General features: G+C 63.1%; 21 protein-coding genes. 2 read left to right on the top strand and 19 right to left on the bottom strand.

Going from position 1 to position 16063, the window contains the following annotated elements:
• Window positions 1-652: 652 nt before the first annotated feature.
• The 19 genes from ACYBYQ_RS11690 to ACYBYQ_RS11600 all read right to left on the bottom strand — a co-directional run bounded on the left by ACYBYQ_RS11690 (window position 653) and on the right by ACYBYQ_RS11600 (window position 13128).
• On the bottom strand, window positions 653-1075 hold the full coding sequence (locus ACYBYQ_RS11690; protein WP_459614364.1) for a hypothetical protein: 423 nt from the start codon (window positions 1073-1075) through the stop codon (window positions 653-655).
• 60 nt (window positions 1076-1135) lie between these two features.
• Entirely contained in the window at window positions 1136-2143 is a 1008-nt protein-coding gene (locus tag ACYBYQ_RS11685) for a hypothetical protein (protein ID WP_459614363.1), read from the bottom strand.
• Between the two features lie 457 nt (window positions 2144-2600).
• Window positions 2601-3005, bottom strand: a complete 405-nt coding sequence (locus ACYBYQ_RS11680) for a hypothetical protein (RefSeq protein WP_459614362.1) — start codon at window positions 3003-3005, stop codon at window positions 2601-2603.
• 5 nt (window positions 3006-3010) lie between these two features.
• Window positions 3011-4192 (bottom strand): phage tail protein, encoded by a 1182-nt coding sequence (locus tag ACYBYQ_RS11675; RefSeq protein WP_459614361.1) that lies wholly within the window; start codon window positions 4190-4192, stop codon window positions 3011-3013.
• Window positions 4189-4812: a phage tail protein I gene (locus ACYBYQ_RS11670; RefSeq protein WP_459614360.1), complete on the bottom strand. Its 624-nt coding sequence runs from the start codon at window positions 4810-4812 to the stop codon at window positions 4189-4191. Before ACYBYQ_RS11670 ends, ACYBYQ_RS11675 begins: the two co-directional genes overlap by 4 nt.
• On the bottom strand, window positions 4805-5728 hold the full coding sequence (locus ACYBYQ_RS11665; protein WP_459614359.1) for a baseplate assembly protein: 924 nt from the start codon (window positions 5726-5728) through the stop codon (window positions 4805-4807). The genes ACYBYQ_RS11670 and ACYBYQ_RS11665 overlap by 8 nt, the downstream gene beginning before the upstream one ends.
• A gap of 1 nt (window position 5729) precedes the next feature.
• Window positions 5730-6089: a GPW/gp25 family protein gene (locus ACYBYQ_RS11660; RefSeq protein ID WP_459614358.1), complete on the bottom strand. Its 360-nt coding sequence runs from the start codon at window positions 6087-6089 to the stop codon at window positions 5730-5732.
• A complete protein-coding gene (locus ACYBYQ_RS11655) occupies window positions 6086-6718 on the bottom strand; it encodes a phage baseplate assembly protein V (RefSeq protein WP_459614357.1) in 633 nt (210 codons plus the stop codon). Before ACYBYQ_RS11655 ends, ACYBYQ_RS11660 begins: the two co-directional genes overlap by 4 nt.
• A gap of 61 nt (window positions 6719-6779) precedes the next feature.
• The gene (locus tag ACYBYQ_RS11650; RefSeq protein ID WP_459614356.1) at window positions 6780-7247 is read right to left on the bottom strand and encodes a phage virion morphogenesis protein; all 468 of its coding nucleotides are present in this window, start codon (window positions 7245-7247) and stop codon (window positions 6780-6782) included.
• Window positions 7244-7744 (bottom strand): phage tail protein, encoded by a 501-nt coding sequence (locus tag ACYBYQ_RS11645; protein ID WP_459614355.1) that lies wholly within the window; start codon window positions 7742-7744, stop codon window positions 7244-7246. The genes ACYBYQ_RS11650 and ACYBYQ_RS11645 overlap by 4 nt, the downstream gene beginning before the upstream one ends.
• Window positions 7728-7961, bottom strand: a complete 234-nt coding sequence (gene lysC / locus ACYBYQ_RS11640; RefSeq protein ID WP_459618763.1) for an Rz1-like lysis system protein LysC — start codon at window positions 7959-7961, stop codon at window positions 7728-7730. The genes ACYBYQ_RS11645 and lysC overlap by 17 nt, the downstream gene beginning before the upstream one ends.
• 318 nt (window positions 7962-8279) lie before the next feature.
• The gene (locus ACYBYQ_RS11635) at window positions 8280-9089 is read right to left on the bottom strand and encodes an N-acetylmuramidase domain-containing protein (protein ID WP_459614354.1); all 810 of its coding nucleotides are present in this window, start codon (window positions 9087-9089) and stop codon (window positions 8280-8282) included.
• Window positions 9082-9378: a phage holin family protein gene (locus tag ACYBYQ_RS11630; RefSeq protein ID WP_459614353.1), complete on the bottom strand. Its 297-nt coding sequence runs from the start codon at window positions 9376-9378 to the stop codon at window positions 9082-9084. Before ACYBYQ_RS11630 ends, ACYBYQ_RS11635 begins: the two co-directional genes overlap by 8 nt.
• Window positions 9375-9746 carry a putative holin gene (locus ACYBYQ_RS11625; RefSeq protein WP_459614352.1) on the bottom strand — a complete coding sequence of 124 codons (372 nt, stop codon included), beginning with the start codon at window positions 9744-9746 and terminating at the stop codon, window positions 9375-9377. The genes ACYBYQ_RS11630 and ACYBYQ_RS11625 overlap by 4 nt, the downstream gene beginning before the upstream one ends.
• A 1-nt stretch (window position 9747) precedes the next feature.
• Window positions 9748-9954, bottom strand: coding sequence for a tail protein X (locus ACYBYQ_RS11620; RefSeq protein WP_459614351.1), 207 nt, complete (start codon window positions 9952-9954; stop codon window positions 9748-9750).
• A complete protein-coding gene (locus ACYBYQ_RS11615) occupies window positions 9955-10431 on the bottom strand; it encodes a head completion/stabilization protein (protein ID WP_459614350.1) in 477 nt (158 codons plus the stop codon). It abuts the gene before it with no gap.
• A 92-nt stretch (window positions 10432-10523) separates the two neighbouring features.
• On the bottom strand, window positions 10524-11225 hold the full coding sequence (gene gpM, locus ACYBYQ_RS11610; protein ID WP_459614349.1) for a phage terminase small subunit: 702 nt from the start codon (window positions 11223-11225) through the stop codon (window positions 10524-10526).
• Window position 11226: 1 nt separating this feature from the next.
• Entirely contained in the window at window positions 11227-12279 is a 1053-nt protein-coding gene (locus ACYBYQ_RS11605) for a phage major capsid protein, P2 family (protein WP_459614348.1), read from the bottom strand.
• A gap of 27 nt (window positions 12280-12306) precedes the next feature.
• Window positions 12307-13128 carry a GPO family capsid scaffolding protein gene (locus ACYBYQ_RS11600; protein WP_459614347.1) on the bottom strand — a complete coding sequence of 274 codons (822 nt, stop codon included), beginning with the start codon at window positions 13126-13128 and terminating at the stop codon, window positions 12307-12309.
• A 142-nt stretch (window positions 13129-13270) separates the two neighbouring features.
• On the opposite strand from ACYBYQ_RS11600, the gene ACYBYQ_RS11595 reads away from it, so the two are divergent.
• Together ACYBYQ_RS11595 and ACYBYQ_RS11590 are read left to right on the top strand one after the other, a co-directional pair.
• The gene (locus ACYBYQ_RS11595; protein ID WP_459614346.1) at window positions 13271-15025 is read left to right on the top strand and encodes a terminase large subunit domain-containing protein; all 1755 of its coding nucleotides are present in this window, start codon (window positions 13271-13273) and stop codon (window positions 15023-15025) included.
• On the top strand, window positions 15022-16059 hold the full coding sequence (locus ACYBYQ_RS11590) for a phage portal protein (protein WP_459614345.1): 1038 nt from the start codon (window positions 15022-15024) through the stop codon (window positions 16057-16059). Before ACYBYQ_RS11595 ends, ACYBYQ_RS11590 begins: the two co-directional genes overlap by 4 nt.
• Window positions 16060-16063 lie beyond the last annotated feature (4 nt).

The following is a 16063-nucleotide window of genomic DNA, read 5'->3' as shown; positions in this document are numbered from 1 at the left end:
GTGATGTTTGATCCAGAGAGTATCCCCCTAAGCCCATACCGGGCCATGTGATCCGGCCAATTCTCCACGACGATATCGAGGAGATCGATCTCCGAATATTGTTCCCCTTTTAGGTGGGGTACCGCGTCCAGAAACCACACCTCATTTGCCACGACCATTACAAGCAAGTGCCAGTCCGACCGAGGGGCGAAGTATTCTCCGGTGGCGGGCTCTTCGTCTGTGAGGTGTAGGTGACTGATTCCCCAATCAGCCCATAGCCTATCGGTCCTCTCCCCGGAACGACGGGAACTTAAGTCGTTCTCCATCAGCCCTCGGCTCTGATATGGATTGATATCAGCACCCAAAAGAATCTTCCTTTCTAACACCTCTCGGCCTCGTCTATTTTTTTTAGGCAGTGGCCTCGGGAAACGGTTGGAATACCTGATGGTGCGAGGGATTGGGTCGATCTGCCGGAGTCGATACTCCAGCCAACGACTTAACGGGGAGCTAAGTGTTGGTTGCTGTCTTTTGAACTTTATCCCATAGTACTGAATGCAAGCCTCACATGCGGCCTCGAGGTCGAGCCGGAACTGCCGTCTTAAGCTGTCAATATTAGAATCAGACATTTCGCGACCGTATCTCGGTGTACCGGAATATCGTCGGTACGTGTCATTCAGGAGCTGATATCAGTATGTTGACGTAGTTCGCGCAGCTCCGTGATGTATTCTCTAAATGTCATCGCGGCGACGCTTCCTCGGCCAAGGGACACCCAGTCCGCAGCGGCACGCTCCTCCTCTTCGAGGATCTTTCGCCACTCGTCAATTAGTTCGAACCCTTCTGGGGTTGTGTGTTGGTACGTTATGGGTAGCAGCATTGCGCGCTTATGCCAAGTTTCGTAGATTTCCAGCGCAGCTAGCGCCAGGGTTCTCTTGTCTACATCGTTGCGGTCAAATGCCCAGAGATTGACCGCTGCCCTTATGTCGTTGTAGGTTGCTCGAGCCTTTCGTCTCAGTTCCGCCCTTTTCTTGATGGATTTATAAAAAACAAAGAAGCTAGCTAAAAGCACCAGGATAATGATAAAAAATAGCGTGCTCATCTTGTATCTCCTGCTGGAGGTTTCCGTTCTGGCCACAAGGGCAAGAACAGCGCGGGTCTTCTACGTCCACCACCTGCGCTCTGAGGCAGACGTGTGTTGGGGGCCATCGAGGATTGCCACTACCGTAGCGTGGTCGCCTTGAGCATTGGCTTTCAATATGCTTTGCATCAACTCGAAGCAGTGTTCCCCCCCGCCAATCCAACCCGATCTGGCGAGATCGATGAACTCCGTATTATTGAGATATCGGGGGCAGTTGTTGTAGCCCACCGATAGGCCGCCATTTTGGCCGCGAGCCTCAGGTAGATCCAGAAAGGCGTCGAGTTGAGCTGCAGGTATCGTAATTCCTGGGACTAGACTTGCATCCCGAGCATTAGGGCGGAACTCTTCGCAGAATTTGAAATAGCAAGGGTCGTTATTTAGTCGATAGTTCCATAGTGACTGTGGCCGTGAGGAAGAATTGGTGACTTGGCGGTTTATAGCAGACTGGAGCGTCAACATCCGGCGCAGTTGTAGACGCAGGTTAGCGGAAGGAGGGATCGCATAACTCCAAGTACTCTGGACCTTAGCCATTTTTTTGTACTGCAGGAGTAGGAAGCTATTAAACCGTGCGTTGTATATAAGAAGATCGGTTCCTAAAACCGCCTCTAGGTTGGTGTGGTCGGTGATCTTCACGGATACTGAATAGCCACGGTCGTTAGAGATGGTGATGGATCTATGTGGTGCCTTGTCGAGGAGCAGTTCAAAAAGCATGCCGTCGTGTTCTAGCAGGCTGCGTTCTTGGGGCCGAATCGAGTCATCTAGGAGGTCGAGCATTGACTGAGCTTCGGGGGCTTTCTCTGGCGCGATGGATTCCAACACCGAGCGGCGGTCCAGGTGGCCGATATCGAGTGCTAGGCCAAGAGCATCTCGCTGCTCGTTTAGCCGTGCATAGCGTGGCGTACCCCCGAGCAATCGATGTTCAGCCTGACGTGCAGCTATAAGAGCGTCTAGGTGATTCGCGTCCCTTTGCCTTGCTTGCTTCAGCCGCATCAGCAAGTGATTCCATGTAGACTCGTTGATACGCTTCATCGAGTTTCGAGTCGAAACCGATGCTTCAAGGCTTTCTAGACCCAGCTCAGAGAGAGATACACCGTCTTCGAATGCTAGTATCCGTGTAAAACGCATTTTTAGCGTTGCGAAGCCCCCATTTCCGTGCATCCTCTCCATTAATGCAACGGCGCAGACTGTCGATTCGGGTCGCATAGGATCCATCAGGCACACCAGTTCACGCTGCTCAAGCTCCCAGTCTCGCGAAGAGAATGTCTCGCTCCATGTAGACTCTTCCAAGCCTGGGGGCAGCCGCTCTGCTAGCCACTCCGCCCTGCCGGGTTCGAACGTCAGGAGAAAGCCGCCGTAGCCTTCGTGCGAACGTCTTCTCCTAGGCATGTTGTCCCCCTTGGCTGCTATGAATTACTAGATGTTACTCAGGATTTCACAGTTGGGGTATAGGGACCGGCGGTGCCGGGTATCTGCTAACGGATACCTGCTATTTCGATGCGGCCGCGATGAACATCTGGTCAAGTCCTTCCGGCGTGCCACCCAGGCTCTCCCACATGCTCTGCAGGAAACTGTTGCTACGCTCCCAGGTGGCTGCCTCGTACTCGATCTGAGCCGCGCGCTGCTGCGCCAGATCGGCAATTGCCGCAATCTTGGCCTCCACTTCATCGAGCAGGCCGGCATCGAGCAGGGCTAGGCAGCCTTGGCGGCGCGTGACTCGTTCGGGAACGGGGGGCGAGGGCGGCGGCGGCGGGGAGAATTCGCCATTGGCGTAGATCCAGCCGCACTCAATGCCGTCAGGGCAAGGGATCCAGACCAGGGAAGGGTGAAACCTTCCAGTGGGGTCGGTGGCCGTGATTTCGGCCACGGTGCCGTTTTCGATTCGAGTCCACATAGTCGTCACCACATAACCATCACAAGGCCGTCAGCGCCGCGGCCACCGGTACCGGCACCGCCACCACCACCACCGGCACCGGGGCAAATGGCGCCCATGCCCGGGCCATTCGCTCCTCGCCCGCCACCGCCCCAGAAGGAGCTGCCGCCATGACCACCGCCGATGCCTAGGCCGGTGCCAAAGGCATCCGGTACGCCGTCGCTGCCTGCGCCGCCTGCCAGCAGTAGGTCTCCCCCGGTTGCCGTGCCGCCGGCGCCACCAGCCGGCGCGCCTTTGATGACACCGCCACCTACGCCGCCCGTGGCGGAGCAAAATGCGCCAAAGCTGGAGGTTCCGCCGTTTCCCCCGCTGAATCCCAGCGGCCCGCCCGAGCCGCCACGGCCGACGGTGACGGCAACTGTGGTCTCGTCGGTGAAGGTGACGCGCATAAAAGCCGTCCCGCCTGCACCGCCGCCGCCTGCGCGCTCGCTCGCGCTGCCGCCTCCGCCCGCGCCCGCTCCCGTGACGTAGACCAGGGCATGGTCGCAGCCTGAGGGCCGAGCGAACGAGAACGTGCCGGGCGTGTTGTAGACAGCGATGCCGCGACAGGGCATCAGGCCCACGAGCCCGGCGGGAGTTACGGCTTTGGCCCGCTCCGTTGCCTCAACTGTTTCCGCCTTGGTTGCGAATGTCACCAGCCCGAATGCCGTCTCTGTGGCGCGCGCCTGATTCTTGATGGACTCGTCCACATAATCGCGCGTGGCCAGCACCACCGCGGGGTCGATCTTTAGCATGAACGCTGCGGTGCTGGCCACCATGATGACCATGCGCACCACCTGCGTGCGCCCAGATCCTTCCTCCAGCAGGGGCTTGTAGGTGGGCGGGCAGTTGCACACGGCTATGAGGTCGCCGTCCTTGTCGTACAGGCCCATGGTGCGGATCCAGCGCCCGCCAACCGACTCGGGCAGCACCTGTTCTGCGATGAGGTAGTTGGCGTTGTTGGTGTCCGGATACAGCCGGTTGAGGGGCGCTTTGCGCCACTCTCCCAGAAGCGCCAACTGCTCGCGGTCGGGTGTCGGTACCGGTGCGTCGTTGCCGCCGCCGTCGCCGACGGCTAGCTCCGTGATCTCCAGCGGGATACGCAGGGCCAGTGCGTTGGCCTGCTTCGCTTCCCCAATGCGGGTGAGGATGCCGTAGTAGGTAGTCATTGCGGGTATACCGTCAAGGTGTCGATGGTGTGGTCTCGTACGCCGTAGGAGGTCATCGCGGAGACGCTGATCTCGGTAGGCTGGTAGGGATAGACAGTCAGCACGTCGCCGTCATAGGAGGCCACCGCGTGATTCGCCTCAGTGCGTACTTCCAGGGTGATGGCCAGGCCAATCAAGTGCTGGCTCAGGCGCTTTGCGTCGTCAATCAGCCGCTCCAGCTCGGCGTACATCGAATCCGTCACGCCGTTGTTCAGGACGCCAATGGAGAGTTGAAACGTGCCGCGCCTGCCCTCGGGCTGCATTTGCCACCATTCGGTGACTTCCAGTAGGTAGCCCAGCGGCTCCACGACGCGGCGTAGCGCCCCGATGGTGCCTTTGTGCTTGTGCACGAAGAACGAGTTGGCGACGGCGCCGCGCTTGGCCTCTTCGCTCCAAGCGTCGTCCCACCGGTCAACAGAGCGCTCCCAGGCCAGCCAAGTCAGAAGGGACGCCGGGCACGTGGCACTGCGACGCAGACTGCGCAGTGGCACCGGTACTTCCGCGATGGCGGCCATGCCTTGCGCCAGGTTGCGCTCGAGGGGCGTAGAGCCGGGCGGCAGCATGGTTTCAGGATCAGCCATTGCCTTGCTCTGCGATAGTGACGTTCAACGACATGCAGGTGCCCGCCTGCGTGCTGTCCAGCAGAATGTCGGTAGCGGGCTCCAGAAGTTCCAGGTGGTCGACGCCTTCGACGTGCAGCGCGGCGGTGAGCGCGGAACGCCAAATGGAGACGCCCTGGCGGCGTGGCCGCTGCACGTAGGCCGCGCACGCGGATATTGCCGTCTGCTGCGTAACCTCCTGGCCGGGGCCGTTGCCCTTGAGGTAGAGTCGGGCGACGACGTTGTACTGAATGATCTGGGAAGATTGCACCGTCACCCGGTCGCCCAGCGGGCGCACGTCCTCGTCCGATAGCGCAGCACGTACGGCCGATAAGACTTCTTCCGATGCTGTGCCGTCCCCCTCACGGGAGAGGACCGACACCACAATGTCGCAGGGTTCAGGGCTTATGGCGCTTGCGTCGGCGACCAGGCCGTGGGCCGAGCGTGCATGGAACTCATAGGCGCCACGTGGGCCGGCAGTGGACAGGCCTTCCCAAGCCAGCTGAGCGCGGTCGCGGAGGTCTTCGTCCTCTTCCATGACCGCAGGTGTGGGCGGCATAGTGTTGGGATCGGCCGACTTGATTGTGAGTCGACTTACCCCGTACTCGGCCGCGATGTGCTCGAGGTCGGAGCCCTTGGCGAAGGCAAGCAGCACGGCGCGCGCCGCGTCGTTGACGCGCTGGCGCAGGATGAGCTCGCGCTCGGTGTTTTCCTGCACCAGTATCGTCATGGGCTCGGACTCGAGCGCCAAAGCCCCCGCTACGGCTGTCTGCTCGTCGGCGGCAAAAAGGGCGATGATGCGCGCCTTACGGGCTTCCAGCAGCCGCTCGTAGTCGAGCTGCTCAACGACTAGCGGAGCCGGCAACTGTGAGAGGTCGATGGTATTGGACGTTGCCACGCTATCCTCCCATGGCCACGGTGAGAGAGACGCCTTGCGTACCGCCATCGTGGGAGGTTTCGCCCGCTACGGAGATCTCCACTCGGCCGGGCTGGTCAGTGGCGAGGTTGGCCGATATCGACCGCAACTTGAGCCGCGGTTCCCAGGCCATAAGCGCCGTCGCGCCCGCAGCGTACAGTTGCAGCAGGGTGGCGCGGTTGGCCGGTGCATCGATAAGGTCCGGCGCCTTGGAGCCGAAGGGCCGGCGGCGCAGCCGCGTGCCGATGCTGGTGCCGAGGATCTTGGCTACAGATTGCTGCAGGTGCGCGCCGTCGGTGATCCGTAAGCCGGTCCGGGCGTCCATGCCGAGGTACGTGCTCATGATTTGTTCGGCCCGTCGGTGCTACTGCCCCCACGCTGCACGCCGTCGTGGTTGTGCTGATCGAGCACAACGCCATTGCTCGAGAGGCGTCCGTCGCGGTGCGTCAGGTCTCCCGTTATGGCGGTGCTGTTGCCGCGACCGTTCATGCCGCTCATGCCGGCTTGGTAGCTAAAGAGGTCGGTGACGGTGACTTTGCCGTCGAGCAGGATGTCGGGACAGCGCACGGTCATGCTGCGTGCAGCCTCCACCGTTGCAGTCTGCATGCCGGTGAGCAGCAAGTCGCCGGTGGCATGGTTGTAGGTGACGGTGGCGCCGTCCGGAAATCGGATCTTCCATTCGTCCGGGCTTGCCGATGGTGCCGGGTTGGCGTCGGAGTTCAGCCCGCTAACCACGATAGCCGCGGCGGTATCGCCCTCCGGGCACAGCATCAGTACCTGTTCGCCTACGGTGGGTGGGCTCCATGTGGTCGTCGTGCCGGCCCGGCGCTCGCACCACTGCAACCAGTTGGTCTCGAGATCGCCGGAGGCTACACGCACAAGGGCGGGTCGTTGCGTGAGATCCACGGCAATGATCTGGCCAATCCGGATCAGGTTGGCGAGCAGGCGGTAGAGTTCGGCTGTGTCCGTCATGCCTCCCATGGTGCCGGGCGGGCCTCGCGCGCGCACGGAGTTGCCGTTGTGGGCGGGCCAGCTACAGGCCGAGGCCTGCAAGGTGTCGGGCGTATGCGTCGAGGATGCGGGCCCGGTCGGCGCCCGTGAAGCCGAGTAGGGCGCGCACGGCGTATCTGACGTCCGGCATGCCGGGCGATGGCCGATCCCGCAGGCCGTACTGGTGGATCCTGGCGATACGCGCCGTAGCACCGGTGAATCCCACCAGTGCGGTCGATTCGGTGGCCTGCGCCTTCAAGTAGCGGGCCGTGCGCAGACGCGTGAACATCTTGCGCCGGATATGCCCGGTCTTGCCGCGCAGATTTTTGCGCGCGCGCCGCGGCGCATAAGTCGAGCCGTCGGGATTGCGCTGGGCGGCAATGCGGTCGGACTGCGCGCGACGGAGTTCAACGGCCACCAGGCGATTGACGCGCCTGCGCTCAGCCGGCGACAGGCGCGCCATCAAGCCGGCCGCCCACTCGGCCACGTCCTCGAATGTCCCAGCGCTCATGCCATAGGATCCCAGGGCACGTCGGGCAGCGTGGTGACGTGCTTGTCGCCCTCGTACACGTCATACGGTCCGCCGTCGCCGGTCAGGTAGGGCTCGCCAGGTTCACCCACATACCGCGCCTGCAGTCGACCCGGCGTGCTATCCGCACCTACCACGACACGCTCGGTCAACGACAATCGGATCGATACGTCCACGGTCTGATTGTTCAGTAGTTCTACCTCCAGCTGCAGTGCGTTATCGCGCATCTGCGGATTGGCGAAGACTTCCGGCTGTGCTCTGCGTAGCCAGGCTAGGATGGGGAGCACGATGGCTGCGGGCTCGCCCGTGAAGTCCTGGATGATGAGATTGAGGGTATAGGCGTACTCATGAGACAGGTTGCCGGATGCCGTACTGCGCACGCGGGCATCGTCAATGAATACGCTCAGCCGGTCCGGGTTCGCCTGCAGGAATGCGTTGGCGCGCGTGAGATACGCGCGCAGCTCAGCGGGCTTGCGCATGGTTCACCTCATTGGCTTGTTGCTGGCACGTAACCACGGCATCAACCTGTGCCGCGCAGATGGCCCAGTCAGCCTCAATGCGATCAATCAGCTGCAGCAGGTCGCCGTTGGTCGTGGCGCTCGAGGCCGTCAGGACGCACGGCACCACGGGTGCGCAGGAATTCACGGAAGCCTGTAGCGCCGGTGATGGTGGGGCGCTCGCGCAGCTGGCGAGCATCAGGAGGCAAATCACTGTCAGCCCATGTGCGGAAGTCGGGATTTTCACGTTTGAGGTCTCCTATTTCACGCTCACGGGCCTGAAGATCCGCCCGGAAGCCGCTTTGCACGGCGGCCAGCTCCCTGAGCTGCACTCCGTAGCCGTCCACGCGCGCGGCGATGTCCTGCATCGCCTGATTCTGCGCCCGCAGCTGGGTCTCGTACGTCTGGATGGCTTGTCTCTGTGCCTGTAGCGCCTGGTGCTGGGTCCATAGGCCGTATGTCAGAAGTGCGCCCGCCAGATAGGGGGCCAGGCGCCAGGACCAGCTCGAAAGCGTTGTCATGCCTGCAGCTCCAGTTCCTGGCCAGCAAACCGGTCGAACGCCCGCGCCAGCTTGACGTCGTAGAGGTTCGCGGCATACGCCGGCCCGTTGTAGCGGCGCGCGAATTCAGCCCAGCGGCGTGCGCGTAGGGCCCTGAGTAGCGCACGGTCGGCCAGCAGGAAGCGCACGAAGGCGTCCAGCTGCTGCGTTTCGCCCATGCCCTGGGCCTGTACGAACACCTCGATGCCCTCGTAACCCAGATTTCGCCAGTGGTATCCCATGATCTGGAATGATCCCCAGCTGGCAGCCTCCAGGGCGGCCGGACGGCAGATGGCCTCAGCGCTGGCCAGGCGGGTGTATTCGGCGGTGCCGCCGGCGTAGCCGCCGCGCTTGGGGTTAACCAGGCTTGGGTAGCGCTCGGCGTACGGGCCGGGATCCAGACCATGCTCTCCCAGGCGGTTGTAGAAGACGTGGCGCTCGAACAGGATCTTGGGCCGGCCGTCTTCCAGAAAGCCGGAGCCGGCCGACTCGACCTCGTTGACGGCCTTGATGCTGGCCAGGGGCACGCCCAGGCGCTCGGCCGCGTCTTGGAGGTCGCGTTCGCGCAGTAGGCGCCGAGTATCCAAGCGCTGTAGGGCCGCTTTCGACTTGGGCCCATACCTTCCGTCCACCACCAGACCGGAAACGCGCTGTAGGGCCCGTACAGCCGTCTCGGTGGCTTCGTCATAGATGCCGGTACGCTCCAGGGTGAAGCCAGCCGCCTGCAGCGCGGCCTGCAGGTCGGTGACGGCTTGGCCGATGTCGCCCCGGCGAAGGATGTCAGCCATTGGCGCACCCCCTCAGGAGCGCCGCCACATTGCCACGGGCACGCCAGGCTGCCGCGCAGATGCAGGCGCCAATGCAGAGCTCCGGCAGACCTGTTGCGGCCTGACACAGCAGGATCTCGGCCGCCCGGCACAGCAACGCGGCGATCAGTCCGCACGCCAGCAGCGATACCGCCGGCCGGTGGCGGGCGCCATTGGGGCGGTAGGCTAGGAATCGACAGGCCGCGGCCACGTACACAAGGGCGCAAACCAGTGCCAGGGGCGCGATGGTCGAAGAGGCCGCGGCGATCATTTCCGGTCCCCCAGAAGGCGCAGCAAGGTGGCCCGCAGGTGCGCGAGGTCGATATCGGGGGCCCAGGCCATGACCTTCAGCGCAACCGGTACGATGACCAGCGCCACCAGCATCGCGGGAAAGAAGCTCTGCATGGCCAGGCCGCGGGCGATGAATTCGCCAGCCCCACCGTAGCCGCACAGCGCCGAGAAGAGGAACGACAACACACGCTTCCAGGCGGAGAGGTCTTTGCGGGTGCTGGCGACAAAGACGGCGCCCATAATCGCGCCGAATGCGGCATTCGCGTCCATGTGCGGTAAGAGCGACGCCAGGGCCGCGCCCGATATCAGGGTCGCACCGGCGGCCGTGGAGGTAGAGGGTTCAGCCATGTCAGTCCCACAGGTTGACGGTCGGCACCGTCGTAGGTTCGGTGGAGGGTTCGGGCAGGGTGACCAGCTGGCCGTGAGGCAAGATCGGGCCGTGCTCGGCCAGGCCGGGGTTGAGCTCGTAGGTCTGCTCTACCACCCCCCGGGTCATCCGCAGATAGCGCCAACACAGCGCATCGACGGTATCGCCTTGTTGGGTGCGCACTTGCATCTAGATCAGCTCCACAGTCGCGCGTGAACGGTCCAGCAGACGCGAGATGGCCCACAGCCCGTCGCGGCGCAGATCGTCGGGCGCCTCGTCCATCAGTTCGCGCTTGCGCTGGCCGGTACCGGTGAGGTCGTAGTCCGTCATGCGCTCGATGACGTCGGCTTTGGCGTAGCAGTACACGGCGCGCAGGTAGCAGTGCATGTGCACAGGTACCCCATCAATGCACGGGCTGGGCACCTCGTCCGCCGTCGTGTAGCCTTCGGCCAGGCGCTGGGCTTTCCAGTCTGCCACATCGCGCGCGACCTCGATCATGGCGGCAACCAGGGCATGGCGCAGTCGCGCCTGTGGCACAGTGCCGTCGTCCAGGCGCATGATCTGGCGAGCGTCCGACAGGCCGATGCTGGGCCAGAAGCCGTCGTTGGCGATGACCTCGGGCGGGCTCGCGTCAGCGGGGAGGGGTGCGGCTGCGATAAAGCTCATGGGTACGATTCCGGAAACCGGCGGTGGGCGGGCTTCCAGTGGATCGGTGACTCACCTTCAGCCCGCGCCGCCGTGCGCTTGGGGGCACTCGGTCAGGGCGAAGCGGCAGATGCCGCCTCGGCCCGTTTGATGGTCCGTTGCAGTTGCTCGATGGTCTTTTTGGCGCCGACTGCCTGGTGCAGGGCGACTGCCCGGTTCAACTGGGCGAGCGCCGCGCGGGCCATCTCCAGTTGGGCGCCGGTCGGGGTCTCGCCGGCCATGGCCGCCAACACTTCGCCAAGCGCCCGGTGCAGCTTGGCGCGCGCCTGGTCCGGCGCGTCCTGGTCCTGGGTGAGGGCAGCTACGCGCTGCAGTGCGGTCAGCGTGTCGGAAGTGGCAGGTACGCGGCCCTCAAGCACTGCGCCGGGCACTTCATCGAGCAGCAGGGCCGGCACCTTGCGGTTGTACCGCTCGGGCAGCGCCAGCTCATGCTTGAGCACATAGGCCGCGATCTCCAGCCCGTGGGAGAAATCCAGCACGTCCAGATGCCAAACCATCAACGTGGTGATGACCTCGTCCTGGCCGCCGGCATCGGCTTTGAGCACGCCGGCGATGTAGTCGCTGTACGCCGGCAACATTTCGCGCTTGGCCGCGATCTTGCGTTCGACGGACTGGATGTCGTGCAGGCGGCGGCGGTCGGCGGTCAGGCGGGCCATCATCATCCGATGGGCGCCGCCGGCCGTGACGCTCGCAGCACCCGGGTTGGCTTGCTCAGCGAGCACCCGGATGCGGTGGCGTTGGGCCAGGCTCGCCATGTTATTGGCCCTCCTGTGTCGCCTCGGTCGTAACCGGGGCTCCGGAGTCGTCCAGCATTTCGATGTTCTCCAGCAGGGCCGCGCACCCGTAGTCTTCCACGGCATAGTCATCGTTGGACGACTCGTAGAACTCCACCCGGTCGCGCTCGGGAGCTTCCCGCACGTAACGCCGGCGCGAGCCCTCCTGGGTGTAGATCGACAGGTTGTCGTAGCGCGTGACCAGCACACGGCCGGACGGGAAGTAGGGTACGGCTACGGCCGGCAGGCCGCCGATCCGTTTCTGGCTCACGATGATGTCGGCGGCGAGCTTCTCGGTGGCAGGCTCGCTACCGTTGATGAGCGGAAAGTACTTGTCATGCAGCAAGCCCCGCCCGACGATGGCCACCAGCTGAGTGTCCGCCTGGAACCACGGATCCAGAAGCTCCAGCAGGTCGAAGACCGCCGCGTCGAGGTTGGCATAGTCGCCGCCCTTACCGATACGCACGGGGCTGCCCGCTGCGGCACCCTGGTTGAGCACGCGTTGGGGCGCGCGTTCGCGCAGCTTCTGCAGCCATCCCTTGTTCACGTCCTGCAGCAGCGGGTTGGCCTCGAGATCGGTTTCGGTCGCAGCGGCTTCGCCGTTGAAGCCGATCATGATGCGGTCGAGGGCCTGGCGCTTGAGCAGCGCGTCGCGCACGCGCACCTGGAAGTCGGGGAAGCGGGCCCAGGCGTCCAGGCGCGCATACGGAATATGGGTATCGAAGTTGGTCTTGATGCAGTGGTAGCCGTTGTCGTCCAGCGCGGTGAGGTCGCGCGTCTGGCGCGACTTCGTCGTGGTGTCGGTGCGGCTGGCCACCGGGCTCGCCACGCCCAGGCCGATCTTCTGGCCCTGTTGGTCCGTGACGAGGGGCATGTTGATCTTCGTGAGGAATTCGGAGCTTTCCTGGATCTTCTGCTCCATTCGCTGCTGCACGGCAGGCTGCACGTTGAATGCCTTGGTGGGGTCTTCCACGCCGTTCAGGGACGCGATCTGCTTGAGGTAAGCGCTGAAATGAGCGCGAGTATCGGTGCGCATGTGTAGCTCCAGTAGATGGTGTGTGGTTCAGCAGTCCGTCTGCACGGTGCCGTTGCTGCCGGTGGCGGTCGGGCGATGCACCGCGCTGCGGTCGGTGTTGTCCAGCTGGGCACGCAGGGCGGCAAATTCCGAGACCGGCACGTAGTGCGTCTTGAACTCCTCGACCTCGGCCTGCAGACTGGCCAGGGCCGCCGCATGGGCCTGTTGCTGCTCGGTGTAGTGCGCAGAGAATGCGGTGAAGGCCTCCGAGAGCTCACCGAGAGCTGCCGGGTTGGCCTTGGGTGCGGCGATGGCGCGGAAGGTCTCGGCCATCTTGCGCAGCAGCCCTGCAGCCTCCGTCTCCAGGCCGATCTCGGTGAAATCCATTTCGACCGGCAGCGCCGACGTGAAGAGATTGGCGGGCGACTGCTTGCGAGCAGCGAGCGGATTCTTGTCCGGATGCTGTGCGGCGAATTCCAGAATGTCAGTTCCCAGGCTGGCCGGGGTATCGGTGACAGCCAGGCCGATGAGCCCCACCTTGCCGGAATTGGCAAAGTTGAGGTCGATCTCCATGGACGTGTAGATTTTCTGGCGCGCCTTGGTCATGGCGACCAGATCGTTGGTCGGCTCGATCTCGGCCTGGAGGGTCAGCTGCCCTTGCTCGTTCTCCGCCGTACGCACGGCCAGCACATCGCCATAGGCCTTGAACGGGCCATCGGGCAGGATGCCGCGGAAGTGCTCCAGCCAGATACGCGCGCCGTACTTCTTGCGGTCGTAGGTCTCGGCGATATCTTCGAGCCATTTGCGCTCGATGACGCGGCCATCGGTGGTCTGGCCTTCGGTGGCCACGGTAAACCATTTCTTGGGCATGGTTGTCTCGCTGCTCAGTGGTGTTGAGGTGTTGCCATACTGGCTGTAGGCCACCGCGCGCTCAACGATGCAGAGACGTATCTGGCGGTGCCACAAAAGCAGGGATCACGCGCGCGCGAGAATTGCCGGCAGCATGGCGGGCATGTTGGAGAACCGCGAAACCACAGACCCGCGCCGCGTTGCCCGCGACCTGTACTGGCAGGGCTGGCGCGTTTCGTCCATTGCCCGCCGCCTGGGCGAGAAGCGCACCACGGTGCATAGCTGGAAGTCCCGCGACGGCTGGGACAAGGCCACGCCGCTGCAGAAGATTGAGAGCGCGATCGAGACCCGGCTGGCCCTGCTTGTGGCCAAGGATCAGAAGGACGGCCGGGACTTCAAGGAGATTGACCTTCTCACGCGTCAGCTGGAGCGCACGGCGCGCGTACGGCGCTATGAAGGCGGCGGCAGCGAATCGGACCTCAACCCGAATCTGGAGCGCCGCAACGCCGGGCCAAAGCGCCGGCCGGAAAGAAACGCCATCAGCGAGGAGCAGGCTACAAAGCTCCTGGCGGCGTTCGAGGGGTCGCTGTTTGACTATCAGAAGGTTTGGTATCGGAATGGCGATCAGCGCACGCGCATGATCCTGAAGTCGCGCCAGATAGGCGCGACGTGGTACTTCGCCCGCGAGGCGCTGGTAGATGCGATATCCACGGGGCGCAATCAGATTTTTCTGTCCGCTTCGAAGTCGCAGGCGCACGTGTTCAAGCAGTACATCGTGCAGTTCGCGCGCGAGGCGGCCGACGTCGATCTCAAGGGCGATCCCATTGTGCTGCCTAATGGGGCCCACCTGTATTTCCTGGGCACGAACGCGCGCACGGCTCAGTCGTACCACGGAAATTTCTACTTCGATGAGTTCTTCTGGGTGCCTAAGTTCGCCGAGCTGAACAAGGTGGCCAGCGGCATGGCGCTGCACAAGCAATGGCGCAAGACGTACTTCAGTACGCCATCGGCAATGTCGCACGAGGCATACCCGTTGTGGACCGGCGAGCAGTTCAACAAGCGCCGAAGCAAGAAGGAGCAGGTAAGTATCGACGTGGACCACGCCGCGCTGCAGGGCGGCGTGCTGTGCGCCGACAGGGTGTGGCGGCAGATCGTCACGATCATGGATGCCGAGGCAGGCGGCTGCAATCTCTTCGACATTGACGAGCTGCGCAACTACGAATACAGCCCCGACCAGTTCGAGAACCTGCTCATGTGCAAGTTCATCGACGACAGCGCGTCGGTGTTTCCGCTGGCGCTGCTGCAGGGCTGCATGGTCGATGCAATGGTGGATTGGGTCGACGTGGATTATTTCGGCTTACGCCGCTACGCCTACCACCCTGTGGCCATCGGATATGACCCGTCGCTTTCGGGCGACTCGGCAGGGTGCGTTGTGGTTGCGCTGCCCCGCACGCCGGGCGGCAAGTTTCGGATCCTGGAGCGTTACCAGTGGCGAGGCCTCGATTTTGCCAAGCAGGCGGAGAAGATCCGCGAGCTGACAGAGCAGTACGCCGTGGTGGATATCGCCATTGATGCGACGGGCATGGGGCAGGGCGTGTTCCAGCTGGTCAAGCAATTCTTCCCGACGGTTCGCCAGATCACCTATTCGCCGGAGGTGAAGTCGCGCCTGGTGCTGAAGGCAGGAGACGTGATGCGTAACAAGCGCCTGGAGTTCGATGCTGGCTGGAGCGACCTCGCACAGTCCTTCATGGCTATCCGAAAGACGCTCACTGCGAGCGGGCGCAGCGTGACGTATGACGCGGGGCGGGCCGATGACACGGGCCACGCGGATCTTGCATGGGCGTGCATGCACGCTCTGGACTTTGAACCCCTGGAGGGTGGGCAGGCCAACCAGGGAACAGTGGAGATATTTGCATGAGTCAGCTGATAGATGCCCGGGGCGCACCGCTTGCCGCGGCAGCAGGGCCACGCCCCGGCGTGGAGGCCTTCACCTTTGACGATCCCGTACCGGTGATGGACCGGCGCGAGATTCTGGACTACATCGAGTGCCTGGACAATGGTCGGTGGTATGAGCCGCCCATCAGCTTTCATGGCCTGGCCAAGAGTTTCCGGGCCAGCACGCACCACAGCAGCGCCATCTACTTCAAGGCCAACGTGCTGGCGTCGACGTTAGAGCCGCACCCTCTGTTGCCGCCCGCCCTTGTCAAGGAGCTGGCCGTCAATTTCCTGACCTTTGGGAATGGCTATATCGAGCAGCGCCGCAGTGTCACCGGGCGCCTGCTGGGCCTGCGGCCCGCGCTGGCGAAGTACATGCGTGTTGGCGTCGAACCTGGGACGTTCTATTACGTGCCCGGTGGGGCCGATGAATTCGAGTTCGCACCAGGCAGTATCTGGCACCTCAAGGAACCGGACATCAACCAGGAGGTGTATGGCCTCCCGGAGTACCTCAGCACGCTGCAAAGTGCCTGGCTCAACGAGTCCGCCACGTTGTTCCGGCGGCGCTACTACAACAATGGAAGCCATGCGGGCTTCATCTTGTATATGTCCGACGCGGTCAACAACACTAGGGACGTCGATAACATCCGCCAGGCGCTGCGCAACTCGAAGGGACCGGGGAACTTCCGCAATCTCTTCATTCATGCCCCCGGCGGCAAGAAGGATGGCGTGCAGGTAATCCCGATCAGCGAGGTAGCTGCGCGGGACGATTTTTTCAACATCAAGAGCACAACGCGCGACGACGTGTTAGCGGCCCACCGGGTGCCGCCCCAGCTCATGGGGATCGTGCCCGGCAACACGGGCGGGTTTGGCGCGGTGCTGCCGGCCGCTCAGGTCTTTGCGCGCAATGAGATCGAACCACTGCAGGCCCGGTTCTTGGAGCTGAATGCCTGGCTGGACGAGGAGGTCGTGCGGTTCAAGCCTTATGCCGTAGAGATGAGCAAAGATGTCGAGTAAGGCA

Source organism: Bordetella sp. 2513F2, from assembly GCF_054642735.1.
The sequence above is the reverse complement of the archived record's forward strand: the minus strand, read 5'-3'. Positions and strand labels throughout refer to the sequence as shown.

Excerpts from the sequence above, each read along its gene's own strand:
- ACYBYQ_RS11690 (WP_459614364.1), bottom strand. The coding sequence starts at position 1,075 with ATGAGCACGCTATTTTTTATCATTATCCTGGTGCTTTTAGCTAGCTTC.
- ACYBYQ_RS11685 (WP_459614363.1), bottom strand. The coding sequence starts at position 2,143 with ATGAAGCGTATCAACGAGTCTACATGGAATCACTTGCTGATGCGGCTG.
- ACYBYQ_RS11680 (WP_459614362.1), bottom strand. The coding sequence starts at position 3,005 with ATGTGGACTCGAATCGAAAACGGCACCGTGGCCGAAATCACGGCCACC.
- ACYBYQ_RS11675 (WP_459614361.1), bottom strand. The coding sequence starts at position 4,192 with ATGACTACCTACTACGGCATCCTCACCCGCATTGGGGAAGCGAAGCAG.
- ACYBYQ_RS11670 (WP_459614360.1), bottom strand. The coding sequence starts at position 4,812 with ATGGCTGATCCTGAAACCATGCTGCCGCCCGGCTCTACGCCCCTCGAG.
- ACYBYQ_RS11660 (WP_459614358.1), bottom strand. The coding sequence starts at position 6,089 with ATGAGCACGTACCTCGGCATGGACGCCCGGACCGGCTTACGGATCACC.
- ACYBYQ_RS11655 (WP_459614357.1), bottom strand. The coding sequence starts at position 6,718 with ATGACGGACACAGCCGAACTCTACCGCCTGCTCGCCAACCTGATCCGG.
- ACYBYQ_RS11650 (WP_459614356.1), bottom strand. The coding sequence starts at position 7,247 with ATGAGCGCTGGGACATTCGAGGACGTGGCCGAGTGGGCGGCCGGCTTG.
- ACYBYQ_RS11645 (WP_459614355.1), bottom strand. The coding sequence starts at position 7,744 with ATGCGCAAGCCCGCTGAGCTGCGCGCGTATCTCACGCGCGCCAACGCA.
- lysC (WP_459618763.1), bottom strand. The coding sequence starts at position 7,961 with ATGCTCGCCAGCTGCGCGAGCGCCCCACCATCACCGGCGCTACAGGCT.
- ACYBYQ_RS11635 (WP_459614354.1), bottom strand. The coding sequence starts at position 9,089 with ATGGCTGACATCCTTCGCCGGGGCGACATCGGCCAAGCCGTCACCGAC.
- ACYBYQ_RS11630 (WP_459614353.1), bottom strand. The coding sequence starts at position 9,378 with ATGATCGCCGCGGCCTCTTCGACCATCGCGCCCCTGGCACTGGTTTGC.
- ACYBYQ_RS11625 (WP_459614352.1), bottom strand. The coding sequence starts at position 9,746 with ATGGCTGAACCCTCTACCTCCACGGCCGCCGGTGCGACCCTGATATCG.
- ACYBYQ_RS11620 (WP_459614351.1), bottom strand. The coding sequence starts at position 9,954 with ATGCAAGTGCGCACCCAACAAGGCGATACCGTCGATGCGCTGTGTTGG.
- ACYBYQ_RS11615 (WP_459614350.1), bottom strand. The coding sequence starts at position 10,431 with ATGAGCTTTATCGCAGCCGCACCCCTCCCCGCTGACGCGAGCCCGCCC.
- gpM (WP_459614349.1), bottom strand. The coding sequence starts at position 11,225 with ATGGCGAGCCTGGCCCAACGCCACCGCATCCGGGTGCTCGCTGAGCAA.
- ACYBYQ_RS11605 (WP_459614348.1), bottom strand. The coding sequence starts at position 12,279 with ATGCGCACCGATACTCGCGCTCATTTCAGCGCTTACCTCAAGCAGATC.
- ACYBYQ_RS11600 (WP_459614347.1), bottom strand. The coding sequence starts at position 13,128 with ATGCCCAAGAAATGGTTTACCGTGGCCACCGAAGGCCAGACCACCGAT.
- ACYBYQ_RS11595 (WP_459614346.1), top strand. The coding sequence starts at position 13,271 with ATGTTGGAGAACCGCGAAACCACAGACCCGCGCCGCGTTGCCCGCGAC.
- ACYBYQ_RS11590 (WP_459614345.1), top strand. The coding sequence starts at position 15,022 with ATGAGTCAGCTGATAGATGCCCGGGGCGCACCGCTTGCCGCGGCAGCA.